This window comes from Nonomuraea mesophila (genome assembly GCF_004352805.1).
Lineage (GTDB): Bacteria > Actinomycetota > Actinomycetes > Streptosporangiales > Streptosporangiaceae > Nonomuraea > Nonomuraea longispora.
Map to the genome: position 1 here is coordinate 1 of NZ_SMLD01000222.1, position 13,447 is coordinate 13,447.

At 74.2% G+C, this 13,447-nt stretch carries 7 protein-coding genes; 2 read left to right on the forward strand and 5 right to left on the reverse strand.

Annotated elements, in window-relative coordinates:
- Positions 1 to 134 precede the first annotated feature (134 nt).
- The 4 genes from E1295_RS52095 to E1295_RS43425 all read right to left on the reverse strand — a co-directional run bounded on the left by E1295_RS52095 (position 135) and on the right by E1295_RS43425 (position 10,433).
- On the reverse strand, positions 135 to 7,862 hold the full coding sequence (locus E1295_RS52095; protein ID WP_132640442.1) for a type I polyketide synthase: 7,728 nt from the start codon (positions 7,860 to 7,862) through the stop codon (positions 135 to 137).
- A gap of 155 nt (positions 7,863 to 8,017) precedes the next feature.
- Complete coding sequence (locus E1295_RS43415) at positions 8,018 to 9,028, reverse strand: 3-oxoacyl-ACP synthase III family protein (RefSeq protein ID WP_132640444.1); 1,011 nt, start codon at positions 9,026 to 9,028, stop codon at positions 8,018 to 8,020.
- A 131-nt stretch (positions 9,029 to 9,159) separates the two neighbouring features.
- A complete protein-coding gene (locus E1295_RS43420; RefSeq protein WP_342775966.1) occupies positions 9,160 to 9,603 on the reverse strand; it encodes an SbtR family transcriptional regulator in 444 nt (147 codons plus the stop codon).
- A 152-nt stretch (positions 9,604 to 9,755) separates the two neighbouring features.
- The gene (locus tag E1295_RS43425) at positions 9,756 to 10,433 is read right to left on the reverse strand and encodes a TetR/AcrR family transcriptional regulator (RefSeq protein ID WP_132640448.1); all 678 of its coding nucleotides are present in this window, start codon (positions 10,431 to 10,433) and stop codon (positions 9,756 to 9,758) included.
- Between the two features lie 154 nt (positions 10,434 to 10,587).
- On the opposite strand from E1295_RS43425, the gene E1295_RS43430 reads away from it, so the two are divergent.
- Positions 10,588 to 11,706 carry a serine hydrolase domain-containing protein gene (locus tag E1295_RS43430; RefSeq protein WP_246081096.1) on the forward strand — a complete coding sequence of 373 codons (1,119 nt, stop codon included), beginning with the start codon at positions 10,588 to 10,590 and terminating at the stop codon, positions 11,704 to 11,706.
- Positions 11,707 to 11,743: 37 nt separating this feature from the next.
- Here E1295_RS43430 and E1295_RS43435 read toward each other — a convergent pair whose 3' ends face one another.
- On the reverse strand, positions 11,744 to 12,571 hold the full coding sequence (locus E1295_RS43435; protein ID WP_132640452.1) for a helix-turn-helix transcriptional regulator: 828 nt from the start codon (positions 12,569 to 12,571) through the stop codon (positions 11,744 to 11,746).
- 212 nt (positions 12,572 to 12,783) lie between these two features.
- On the opposite strand from E1295_RS43435, the gene E1295_RS43440 reads away from it, so the two are divergent.
- A partial coding sequence (locus E1295_RS43440) for a class I SAM-dependent methyltransferase (RefSeq protein WP_166427698.1) occupies positions 12,784 to 13,447 on the forward strand: 664 nt, incomplete at its 3' end.

A 13,447-nucleotide genomic window follows, 5' to 3' on the forward strand; every position in this document is an offset into this window, starting at 1 on the left:
GCGGAGGGAGGAGCGGGAGGAGGGGCGCCGTGGCGGTTTCGGCGGCGGACACCGGCCGGCATGAGCGCTCCTCCTCCTTCTTCGTCTCGCCGCAGCCGGGACTTCCCCGTACAGCGGCGCCTTGTCCCTGGCTGCTACCGGCCTGCCGCCGTGGCAGGCTGCGGGCGCAGCCGGTCCAGGACGAGAGCGGCCAGGTCGGCGACCGTGCCGCCGCTGCGCAGGATCTCCATCGGCGGGATGTCGATGCCGTACTGGTGGCGGAGCGCGGCCAGCACCTGCGCGCCCATCAGCGAGTCCATCCCGTAGTCCTCCAGCTTGCGGTCGTGGGCGATCTGCTCGGACGGCATCTGCAGGATCGAGGCCAGCAGCCGCGGGATGTGCTCGGTGAGGTAGGCCAGCACCTGGTCGGCGTCCATCGCCTCGAGCTCCCTGGCGATCTGCTCGGGGCTGACGTCCTCCTGCGTGGTGGCCGCCGGCATGACCGGCGACATGCGGGGCCGGTCCAGGGCGGGCAGGACCTGGCGCAGCCTGCTCCAGTCGCAGCGGCCCACACCGGCCACGTCCGCGCCGCCGGCGAGCATGTCCTCGATCGCGGTGAACGCCTCGGCCGGGGTGACGGCCTCGATGCCGAACGCGGCCAGCCGGTCGCCGGCGCCGCGGGCCACGACGCCGGTCTGCGCCAGCGCGCCGAGGCAGACTGTCAGGGCGGGCAGCCCGCGGGCTCTCCTGCGTCGGGCCAGCGCCTCGAGGAACTGGTTGGCGGCCACGTACGAGGTCTGCCCGACGTGGCCGAGCGTGGTGGTGACCGAGGAGTACAGCAGGAACAGGTCGAGTTTTTCCTGGGCGGTCACCTCGTCGAGGACCAGCGCTCCGCCGATCTTGGGCCGGAGCACGGCCGCGACCCGGTCGTCGGTGAGGTCGCCGATGTGGTCGTCGTCGAGGTGCATGGCCGCGTGGACGACGCCGCGCAGCGGGCGGCCTTCGGCTCGGGCCTGCTCGACGATGCGGCTCATCGCCGTACGGTCGCTGACGTCGGCCGCGTACACGTGGGGGGCCGCCCCGAGTTCGGCGAGGTCGCGCAGCAGGCCGGCCGCTTCGGGGCTGTCGGGCCCGCGGCGGCCGACCAGGGCCAGGTGGCGGGCGCCGCGGGCGGCGAGCCAGCGGGCGCTCGCCGCGCCGAACCCGCCCAGCCCGCCGCTGACGAGGTAGGTGCCTTGCGGGTCCAGATGCGGCGGGCGGGGCCCGGTCTCGACCAGCACGGGTTCGTCGGCGGCGTCGAACGAGATGACGATCTTGCCGATGTGCCGTGAATGGCGCATCGCCGCGAAGGCGTCCGCGACGCGGGAGGCCGGGTAGACGGTGTGCGGCAGCGGCGTGACGCGGCCGGCGGTCACGTCGCCGGCCAGTTCGGCCATCGCGCGGGCGGAGCGGTCGGGGTCCTGGGTGAGGAGCGTGCCCACGTCCAGGCCGATGAAGGCGATGTTGTTGCCGAAGGGACGCATCGGCAGGCGGTGGTCGGCGAAGATGTCGCGCTTGCCGATCTCGACGAACCGGCCGCCGTGCGCGAGGATCTCCACGCTGCGGATCAGGGCTTCGCCGACCAGCGAGTTGAGCACCACGTCCACGCCGCGTCCGCCGGTCAGCTCCATGATCTGCTCGGCGAAGTCCAGGCTGCGGGAGTCGTACACGTGCTCGACGCCCTGTGCGCGCAGGAAGGCGCGCCGGGCGCGCGTGCCGGCGGTGGCGATGACGTGGGCGCCGGTCCGGCGGCCGTACTGGATCGCCGCCAGACCGACCCCGCCGGCGCCGCTGTGGACGAGGACCGTCTCGCCGGCCCGCAGCGAGCCGGCGTGGCTCAGCCCGGCACGGGCGGTCAGGTGGGCCATGGGCATCGTGGCGGCCTCGGTGAAGGTCAGGTGCTCGGGCACCGGCATCACGGCCCAGGCCGGGACGACGGCGTGGGTGCCCACGCCCACGGCCTGCGCGGCCAGCACCCGGTCGCCGGGCCGAAGGCCCGTCACCTGGGGGCCGACGGCGGTGACCACTCCGGCGCCCTCCAACCCCAGCGGGAAGCCGCCGTAGAATCCTTCGAGCGCCTCGCCGGGCAGCAGGTTGACGGCGTGAACCAGGTCGCGGAAGTTCAGGCCCGCGGCGCGCAGCTCGATCAGCACCTGGCCGGGGCCGGGCGACGGCGGTGACAGCAGCTGCCAGGTCAGGCGGTAGGCCGGCCCGGGATCGCGCACGGTCAGCCGGTGCCCACCACCGCCAGCGGTCGCGCTGGCAGCGGTGCTGGCGGTGGCGCCGGTGGGGCTGGTGACGGCGCTGGCGCCGGCGGTGGCGCCGACGGTGGCGTTGACGGCGCTGGCAGTGGTAGTGGCGCTGGTGGCGGCGGCGCTGGCGGGCCGGGGCGGGCGTGCGGCGGCGCGGCGGGTGCGGGCGACGAAGCGTCCCTGCCGGGTCAGGACGATCTCGTCCTCCTCACCGGGGCGGGCCAGCTCGTCCAGCACCCGTTCGGCGTCGCTCACGGCGTCGCTCACGGCGTCGCTCACGGCGTCGCTCACGGCGTCGCTCACGGTGTTGGCCGTGGTGTCGCTTGGGGTGTCGGCCGTGGTGTCGCAGCGGTGCAGCGACACGCGGCGGATCCGCAGGCGGGGGTGTTCGTTGGCCAGGGTGCGGGTCGCGCCCCACACGGCCGAGGCGAGCGGCGTGGTGTCGCCGCCGGGGCCGGGCAGGGCCGCGCATTCGCCGGTGACCAGCCACAGCGTCGCGGTGGTGGACGGCGGCAGCTGGGCGCAGGCCTGTGCGACGGCGCGCAGGGTGGCGATGTGGCCGGTGACCTCCCCGACGACGGTCTCGGGCGGCTTGGCCTCGCTCCGGCCGGGCGGGTCTTCCACGACGAGGACGAAGGTGACGGCGGTGGCGTCCTGTGGGACGCGGGCCAGGAGCCGCGCCGCGTCCTCGTCGGCGTCGGCGCGTTCGGCGGCGCACTGCCCGGCGATCAGGCGGGTCAGCGCGTCGGCCAGGGCCGGCTCCCGGGTCCCGTCGCCGGGGTCGGTGCGGTCGGCGACGACGATCCACGTCTGCGCGGTGTCGAGCGGGGGCCGCTGCGGGGCCAGGGCCGTGCCGGGGGCGGCGGCCAGCAGGAGCGAGCAGGAGGCGCGGCCGGGTTCGTCGTCGGCCAGGTGCGCGACCTCGTGGTATCCCGCCTGGGCCAGGACCTGCGGCCAGCGTTCGGCCTCGACCAGTGGCGAGTGCGGCCGCAGTTCGGTGTCGGCGTGGCCCCAGTAACCGGGCAGCATCCCCGCGTAGGCCGCGACGGGCGGCCGGTGGGGTTCGACGGCCAGCAGGTGCCCGCCCGGTGCCAGGAGCCGCGACAGGCGGGCGAGCGTGGCGGTGAGGTCGGCGGACAGGTGCAGGGTGTGGGCGGCGATCACCAGGTCGAACGAGCCCGGCTGCAGGCCCTGCCCGTCGGGGTCGGCGTCGAGGTCGAAGCGGTGGAAGTCCACGATGTCGGACCCGGCCAGCCGTCGTTGCGCCCGCGCCAGGACGACCTCGTCGACGTCGGTGACCAGGTAGCGGGTGCGGTCGGCGGGCAGGACGGGCAGCAGCATGGCGGCGGTGCCGGCGCTGCCCGCGCCCACCTCCAGGACGCGCAGCGGCCGGCCGGCCGGCCAGCGTGCGACGACCTCCTCGGCCACGGCGCGGATGAGCCGGTTGCCGTGCAGGCACAGGGGCGCGATGTCGTGCATCTGCTCCAGCAGTTCGGCGCCGCCGCCGGACTGCAGCAGTTCGGCGGGGTCGTACGCGCCGCGCAGCAAAGGGGTCAGGTGGCGTACGCACAGCGCGGTCAGGGCCTGTTCGGCGGCGAACGGCGTCGCCTGCCCGAAGAACGCGGCCTGCGGCCCGGTGGGAGGCCGCCCGGTCAGGTGGAAGCGGTCCGGGCCCGTGCGCCGGGCCAGGCCGTGGCGTTCCAGGAGCGGGAGGGCGTGCTGCACCATCGCCGTGCCGCGTCCCGTCACGCCCGCCTGCGCCAGGTCGTCCATGCCGAGTTCGGGACCGGCCGGGCCGGCGATCTCCTCCAGGGCGGCGGCCAGGGCGGCGGCGAACGACGCCTCCGCGCGGTCGGCGAACCCGGCGTGGTCCAGGGCCCGCCAGGCCGTACGCAGCTCGGCGACGCGGCCGGCGACCGCGTCGGTGAGCTGCACGGGGCCGGCCAGCGGCCAGGGCGCGCCCGGCGTGCCGTCGTGCGGCAGGGCGCGCAGTTCGGTGCGGAAGTGTTCCAGCGGCAGGACCGTGCTGAGCTGGGTACGCCGCAGCCGGCAGCCCTGCACCTCGACGGTGACCGTGCCGTCGGGGTCGGCCACCACGATGTCCCAGCGAACCTCGTCGTCGGAGCGGGCGCGTTCGCGCACGTACAGGACTCCTTCAGCGGCCGGGGCGCGCCACACGCGCACCGCGCCGATGGCCGAGGGCATGAAGGCGTTGCCCTGCAGCATGGTCTCCACCAGCCAGGCCACGCCCGCCTGCAATGCGCTGTCCAGCAGGACCGGGTGCACGTGATAACGGCCTTCGGCCTGGGCGGGCACGTGGTAGGCGGCCAGCGCCTCGCCCTGTCCCGGCCGCAGCCAGGTCAGGACCCGGAAGGTGGGGCCGTAGGCCATCCCGCCGCGGGCGGTGTCGCGGTAGAAGGCGTCCACGTCGGCGTCGGCGTCGGCGGGGACGCGGGCGCGCAGCGCGGCCAGGTCGAGCGGCGGCGGGCAGGGCCGCAGCAGCGGCCGTACGCGGGCCCGGAAGTGCTCCTGCGGCGGCAGTGCCAGGTCGTCGGTGCTGGAGATGAGCACCGCGCCGGTCTCCGGCGACAACGACGTCTGCGTGTACAGGGGCCGGGCGTCGGCCGACTCGGGGATCACCAGCGCGCGGGTGACGGCCGCCCGGTCGACCTCCAGGGCCTGGCCGGCCTCCGGCATGGCCAGCCGGGCGGCCGACAACGCCATCTCGACGTACCCGGTGACCGGCAGGACGGGCACGCCTCCGGCGCGGTGGTCGACCAGCCACGGCGCCAGCGTGCGTTCGACCGGGCCGTGCCAGGTGGGGTGCGGGGCCGGCAGGCGCTCGCCGAGCAGCGGGTGCTGCAGCGCTCCGGTGCCGCTGGAACGCACCCACGTGTCGGGGCCGCCGATCCAGTACCGCTCGCGCTGCCACGGGTAGGAGGGCAGGGACACCACCCGGCCGGGGCGGGGGAAGTAGACGTCCCAGCCGAGGCGGGCGCCGGAGGCGATGATCTCGGCGGCGAGCGTCTGCGCGCAGGCGGGCTGCTCGCGGCGCAGGGTGGGCACCACGCAGGCGCGCCGGCGGGCCTGCCCGGTGATGCGGCGCAGGTAGGAGCGCAGCACCGGATGCGGTCCCACTTCGACGAAGACGTCGTGGCCGCCGGCCAGCGCGCCGTCGACGGCGTCGGCGAAGCGCACGGGCTCGCGGACGTTGCGCCACCAGTAGCCGGCCGTCAGTTCGGTCCCGTCCAGCTCACCGCCCGTCACGGTGGACAGCAGGGTGACCGCGGCGGGCCCGGGGTCCAGTCCGTCCAGGGACCGCAGCAGCGGTTCGCGCACGGCGTCCATGGCGGCGCTGTGGAAGGGGTAGTCGAGGTCCAGGTGGCGGACGAACACGCCGTCGGCCTCCAGTTCCGCGCCGAGCTGCTTGAGCCGCCCCTCCGGCCCGGCGAGGGTGACGTCGCGGTCGGTGTTGACCGCCGCGATCTCCACGTCCGGACAGCGGTCGAGCAGGGTGCGGGCGCGCTCCTCCGGCAGCCCGACGGCGGCCATGCGGCCCGTGCCCATCGTGGCGGCCTGGGCGGCGCCGCGCGCCGCGATCACGCGCGCGGCCTGCTCCAGCGACAACGCGCCCGCGGCGTAGGCGGCGGCGACCTCGCCCACGCTGTGGCCCAGCACGGCCTGCGGGTGGACGCCGGCCGCGCGCAACACGGCCAGCAGCCCGGCCTGCACGGCGAACAACATGGGCTGGGCGACCTCCGTCGCCGACAGCCGCCACTGCGCGGGCGGCTGCCGCATCTCCCGCAGCACCGACCAGCCCAGGTACGGCCGCAGCGCGGCGTCGGCCTCCTGCACCGCCGTACGGAAGGTCTCATCGCCGGCCAGCAGGTCGGCGCCCATGCCGGCCCACTGCGAGCCGTTGCCGGAGAAGACGAACACCACCCGGCCGTGCTCGGCCGCATCGGCGGTCGCCGCCCCGGCCGGCGCCTGCTCGGCACCCCGCCCCTGGCCGGGGTCCTGCGGCTGGTCGGGGAGCAGGCCGCGCAAGGCGCGGGCCGCCCGCGCGGGCGAGTCCGCCAGGGCCACCGCCCGGCGCGGGTGGCCGCCCCGGCGGCGGGTGGAGGTGTAGGCGCAGTCGTACCAGGCCTGCTCGTCGTCGCCCAGGCTCGTCAGATGGCCGGCGGTGCGCTCGATGGCCTGCCGCAGCGCCGTCTCGTTGCGGGCCGAGACCATCACCGGCAGTACCCGCGCGGTCCTTACTGAAGGCTCGTCGCACGGCGGGGCGGGGGGCGGTGCGGCGAGCGCGACGTGCACGTTGCTGCCGCCGAAACCGAAGGAGTTCACCCCCGCCAGCGCCCGCTCCCCGCCGGGCGCGTCCGCCTCGCGGGCCCGCGAGGCCACCGACAGGTTGAGGCCGGCGAAGTCGATACGCGGATTCGGCTCCTCGGCGTGCAAAGAGGCCGGAATCCGGCCGTGCCGCAGCACCAGCAGCGCCTTGAACAGGCCCGGCATGCCCGACGCCGGCTCCAGATGGCCGAGGTTCGACTTGACCGACCCGATGGGCAGCGGCCCCCGCGCGCGCAGGCGGCCGAGCGCCCGGCCGAGCGCCTCGCATTCGGCCGGGTCCCCGGCCTGGGTTCCCGTGCCGTGCGCCTCCACGTACACCAGGTCGTCGGGGTCGAGCCCGCCCGCACCGTACACCTGGCGCAGCAGCGCCTCCTGCGCCTCGGCGCTGGGCAGCGCCAGTCCCATGGTGCGGCCGTCGTTGTTGGTGCCGGCGCCGACGATGACGCCGTGGACGCGGTCGCCGTCCGCCAGCGCGTCGGTCAGCCGCTTCAGCAGCACCACGCCGCCGCCCTCGGCCCGTACGAACCCGTCGGCCTGGGCGGAGAAGGCGGCGCACCGGCCCGTGGGGGAGAGCATCTGCGCCTGGCTGAACCCGCTGAAGCCGCCGGGGGAGACGAGCACGTTCACGCCGCCGGCCAGCGCCAGCCGGCTGGTGCCCGCCAGCAGCGTCCGGTAGGCGCGCTCCACCGCCAGCAAGGAGGAGGAGCAGGCGGTGTCCACGGCCATGCTGGGGCCGTGCAGGTCGAAGGTGTGGGAGATGCGGTTGGCCGCGATGGACAGCGTGGCGCCCGCCATGGTGTAGGCGGTGACGTCCTGCGGCTCCATCATCTGCTGGAAGCCGTAGGAGGTGTCGGAGATGCCCACGAACACGGCGGTGTCGCTGCCCGCGAGCGCCGCCGGGTCGACGCCCGCGTCGTCGAGCGCCTCGGCCGTCATCTCCAGCAGCAGGCGCTGCTGGGGGTCCATGGCGGCCGCCTCCTTGGGCGAGATCTTGAAGTAGGCGGCGTCGAAGCCGGCGATGTCGCCGAGGAACCCTCCCGCCCGCGTGTAGCTCTTGCCTGTGCGGTGGGTGTGCTCGTCGACGAAGCGATCGGCGTCGAAGCGGTCGGACGGCACCTGCCCGACCAGGTCGGAGCCCTGTTCGAGAGCCTGCCAGAGGCCGTTCATGTCGGTGATGCCGCCCGGTAGGCGGCAGCCCACACCGATCACCGCGACCGCCGTGTCCGTCCTGTTCGTGCCGCTCATACGCCAGCTCCCTCGATGTCACTGTCCGTCAGTGATCAACTACTATGTGATGGCGGGAGTGACCGCAACGAGGAAGGCCGCTACGGCGCGGCGGCCCTCCGTACTCGAGATCGGCCGGCACGGCGGACGGCGGAAATGTACGCACCGTGCTGCTCCTACCAGCGCAGCAGCACGGTGCCCTCGCTGAGCCCGCTGGCCACGCCCACGAGGGCGACCAGGTCGCCGCGCTTGAGCCGGCCCGCGCGTTCGGCGAGGTACAACTGCATCGGCAGGGTGGAGGCGGCGAGGTTGCCGTGGTCGACGATCGTCACCTCGGCCTTGCCCGCGGGGGCGTTCATGAGCTCGCACACCCAGTGCAGCGCCGCGAGCGACGGCTGGTGCACGCAGGTCAGGGCCATGTCGTCCCAGTCGAGGCCGTGCTCGGCGAGCGGCCGGCGCAGCACGCCGAAGTCCAGCTTCTGTACGCCGATGGCCAGGCCGATCGGATCGATGGTGAAGGGCCCGGTACGGAATCCGCCGGTGTGGTCGCGGATGAACGGCATGATGGAGGCCGACCAGTCGGCGGAGTTCGCGCCGAACGCGTGCCCGAGCAGGCCGGGGCTGCCGCTGCGCTCCAGCAGCAGCGCCGTGCCCGAGTCCGAGACCGTGTAGGAGGGGATCGCCGGCTCGAAGTCGTCCTGCGACTCCAGCCGCCACTGGATGCTGGAGGTGATGAGCTCGCCGCAGACGATGAGGACCGTACGGTGCTCGCCGGCGGTGATGAGCGTGTCGGCGAGGTGGATCGCCCGCAGGACGCTGTTGCAGGCATCCCGTACGTCGAACACCGGGCATCCGGCCCCCAGCTTGGCCGCCACCATGTGCCCCGTCGCCGGTTCGACGGCGTCGCCGGACACGCCCGCGTAGATGATCAGGTCGATGGCGGGCGGCGTGTGTCCCGTCTGCCGCAGCAGCCGGCGGGCCGCGGCCACGGCCAGGTCCGACGCCATGCAGTCCGGCGGGGCGACATGGCGGCGCCGCACGCCGCTGTGCCGTTCGATCAGGCCGCGCGGGACGCGGATGCCGGGGTTGCGCTCGGCCAGCAGGTCTTCCAGCTGCTCCGTGGTCAGGCTCTGCTCCGGCAGCTGCGCCGCCACCCCGGCCACCCGGGAGTATCGTTCCCCGCTCATTCCGCTCCGTCCCGCACCTGCGCGGACCGCATGGCCGCGGGGCGGCACCAGGGCCGGGACCGCCGATCGGGCACGCCAGGTCCGCTCCTCATAGGAAACAGGCGCTCACGATAGGCGGGTTCCGGCCGCGGTCATAGGTGAACCGCCGAGGCGGCGATCATGCTTGCCCCGGCCTTGACCTGCGCCGCCACCCGCGCCGCCACCTGCGCCGCCACCCGCGCCGGGTCCGCAGTCCGGTGCGGGCGTGAGGGGCGGCCTCCCGGGGCGCGGTCGTGGAGACGGCTCGATGGGGGCGGCAAGGGCGTCGTCGCAGAGGGGCTCAAGGGCGGGCGCGGAGTCCTGCGCAGACGCACCTCGATCATCCGGCGCCGGGCCGAGGGGTCGTTGGCGCCGCGTTCACGAGCCAGGCAACCCGCGATGAGAGCTTTGACGTCGGGAACCTCGATGTCGTCGCGGACCTCGCCCGCCTGCTGGGCTGCGGTGAGCAGTGCGCGCAGCTCCCCCATGACGTCGTGGCCGGTGCGTCCGGCCGAGCCGGCGACATCGTACCCGCCGCCGGCGAGGGCCTCGGCCAGGCGCCGACCTGGTCAGCGGGAACCGGCTCCCGGATCTCCCACCTGAACTGCGGCGCCTCATGCCTGAAATCGCGTGAAGCCCGGGGTCCGCCTGTGCCCGACCGCCTGCCGCCCGGCTGAACGGCTTCGGGGGTGCCGATGTGCCGGGCTCGTCACCGGCCGGGCGGCGTGGCGGGGTGAAGGACCGCGGACTCGATCTGGGCGAGCTGGGCCGCGAGGAGCGTCTCGAAGACGGCTTCGCGGTTCTCCGACAGGGGGCGGATGTCGCGGGCGAAGCAGGCCAGGGCGGGGAAGTGCGCCGGGTCGGCGCCCAGCACCGCGACCCGGAACGACTCCAGCCCCTGCTCCTGCTCCTCAGGGGTGGCGCTGCCGACCGCCGCCTCCGACGCGATCAACGCCGCCAGCAGGATCGCGAGCCGGTGGTAGTGCGCGGGGATCTCGCTCTCGGGCAGGCCCGATGCGCGCAGGGCCTGCAGGGTCTCCTCGATGACCAGCCGGGAGCCGGTGCCGCCCGAGACGTAGCGCGCCCAGATCACGGCCACCTGGGGGTGCCGGCCGAAGGACTGTCGCAGGCGTCTGGCCACGGTGGTGATGCGGTGTTTCCAGTCGCCCTCGGGGTGGTAGCCGTCCATGGCGGCGATGAGGATCCGATCGGTGACCGCGCGCAACAGCTCCGTCTTGTTGCGGAAGTGCCGGTAGAGGCTGGAGGAGTCGGTGCCGAGCGCCGCGGCCAGCCGGCGCACGCTGAAGGACTCGGCGTCGCTTGTGCGCAGCAGCTCCGCCGCCGTGTCCAGGATCTCGTCAGCCGACCAGCGCCTTCGGCCCGGCATGTCACCCCTCTCGTCCGAACCCAATCTAACCCATGCGCGCACTGTTGCACGCACCGCGTGCATAATAGGGGCACGTACCGAAGGCAGGACTGCGCGGACCCACCGCCGCCTGCCCCGAGCCGCCCCAGCGGCCGATCACGGAAGGACACGTGTCGTGACCAACCCCCTCGATCCAGCGGCGCTGCAGAGCGCCCTGGAGGACGTGCACCGCGCCGGCATGCCCGGCCTGTTCGCCGAGGTACGCGACGGCGAGCAGGTCTGGCAGGGCGCCGCCGGCGTCGCCGACCTCGCCACCGGCCGCCCCGTCACCCCCGGCATGCGCCACCGCGTCGGCAGCGTCACCAAGACCTTCACCGCCGCCGCGGTGCTGCAGCTGGCCGAGAACGGGCAGATCGGGCTCGACACGCCGATCGGCCACTACCTGCCGCGGCTGGTCCCCGGAGAGCGCGGTGACGCGATCACGGTCCGGATGTTGCTCAACCACACCAGCGGCCTGGCCGAATACCTCCCTTACGCCTACGCCTCCCTCAAGGCGTTCCCCTCCCTGGCCGACACCAGGCCCGACAGCCTGGACGACCACCGGTTCACGCGCTTTGCCCACGGCGACCTGATCGAGCTGGGAGTCACGGCGCCCGCCGCCGGCCCGCCGGGCGGCACTCCCGGGACGTACTCCAACACCAACACCCTGCTGCTCGGCCTGCTCCTGGAACACGTGACCGGTACGCCGGCGGAGAAGGTCATCACGCAGAACGTCATCGAGCGCGCCGGCCTCCCCGACACCGGGTTCCCCGCGGAAGCGCGGCTCCACGGGCCCCACTCGCAGATCTACGAGGCCTGGTTCGGCATGATCGACCCGCCGCGCGACTACAGCGTCTACGACATGTCGTGGGTGGGGCCGGCGGCCGCGCTCGTCTCGACCATGACCGACCTCAACCGGTTCTTCGCCCTGCTGCTCGAAGGGAAGATCGTCGCCCCGTCGTCGCTGGCGCAGATGCAGGCCACCGTCCCGGTCGTCTCCCAGGAGGGGAAAGTGATCGACTACGGTCTGGGCCTGCACCCGACGGAGGTCCCCGGCGTCGGCACCTTCTGGGGCCACGGCGGCACGGTCTGGGGCGCCGGAACCCTGTCCATGACCCGCGCCGACGGCAGGCGGCAGCTGTCGGTCGCGGTCAACCTGCAGCGGTGGAACCGGCTCGACACCTCGGGCAGGCCGCAGCCCCATCCCATCGACGCCGCGCTCGCCGCCTTCCACCAGCTGGCGATGGGCGGCTGAGCCGGAGCCCCGCCCCGGCCGGTCGCGGGCCCAGCACTCAGGCGGTCGGCTGGAAGTCCTGCGACCCGACGACCCGCAACAGGCCGAGCTTCTCCTGCGCGTCGGTGCCCTCGGTCGGGAAGAACGCCAGCATCTTGAGGTCTTCCTCGGGGGTGAGCAGCACTTCGCATGTCAGGTGGAGCATCCCGAGCTCCGGATGCAGCAGGCGCTTGCGGTCGAAACGGCGTACGGCGACCTCGTGACGCTCCCACAGCTCGCGGAACTCCTGGCTGCGTTCCAGCAGGCCGTGCACCATCTCCACCACGTCGGCCTCGCCGGCGCGGCGGGAGTAGGTCGCCCGGAGATCGTTGACGTGCGAGCGTGAATGCCGTGGCCAGTCCTCCTCGGGGAACCTGGCGCGGATCGCCGGCTCGGTGAACCATCGCCACGCGATCGACGCCTCGTGACGGCCCAGCACCACGTCGGCCAGCGCGTTCTGCCACAACATCTCGTGCAGGTCGGTGCAGATGCAGACCGGGACGTCGGTGAGCCGCTCGGCCAGCTTGATCAGCCCCGGCCTGATCCGTCGGCCGGCCCGGCGCGCCGGCGGCGCGAGCCCCGCCAGACGGAAGAGATGGTCGCGTTCGTCCAGGTCGCAGCGGAGCGCGCGGGCCAGGGAGGCCACGATCGCCGCGGACGGATTGGCGCCACGGCACTGTTCCAGCCGGGCGTAGTAGTCGCCGGACATGCCGGCCAGCGCCGCCACCTCGTCACGCCGCAGACCCGGTGCGCGGCGCCGTACGCCGTCGGGCAGGCCGACGTCGGCCGGGCGCAGCAGGTCACGGCGACGGCGGAGGAAGTCGGCCAACCCGGCACGGTCGATCACGCCGACCAGTGTAGGGAGCGCTCCCACGGCTGACCAGGGACAGGTTGTCCCTGCCTGCGACGGACCTGCCGGATCACCTGTCCCTCGTCACGAGAGCCGGCGCCCCCCGGGCCCGTGGTACCGGAGGGCCGCGGCGGCAGGAGCCCGGTCCCGGCGGGAGATCGTTCCCGACGCCGATGAACCGGGGCGCGGGCCTCAGCAGGCTGGAAGACATGCCCGCCCTCCTCGATCGCCTGCACAGGATGTCCTTCCGCGCCGTGTCCCTGCTGCCCGTCGCCGCGCACGGTCGGGTGCTGCGCCGCTTCTTCCAGTGGACGCACCGCGTACCCGACCCGTGGCGGTACGAGAGCGAGCCCTACGAACTGGCCAGGCACGAGACGACGGTGCGGCACATCCCCGGCCGCGCCTACCGCAGGGTCCTCGACGTGGGATGCGGCGAAGGGGCCTTCACGCGCAGGCTGGCCGGCGCCTTACCGGGGGCGCGGTGCTGGGGGGTGGACGTTTCGGACCGGGCGATCGTACGCGCGGCGACCAGAGGCGGTACGGCCGGGTTCGCCGCGCTCGACGTCCTCACCGAGACTCCGGAGGGCGTTTTCGACCTGGTCATCTGCGCCGAGACGCTCTACTACGCCGGCCGCGGCCGACGGCTGCGCCTGCTCCTGTCGCGGCTGCGCTCGTTCATGGCCCCGGGCGGGGTCCTGGTCCTGGTGCACGAATGGCCGGAGGCGCGCCGCCTCTACCGGTACCTCGACGGCGACCCGTCGTTGCGCAAGGTGAGCGAGCACCCCTACGACGACCCATCGCGCCCGTACGCCGTCACCGTGTACGAACACGTGGGGAGCCCCGCCCCCGAACCAGCCCCCGAACCAGCCCCCG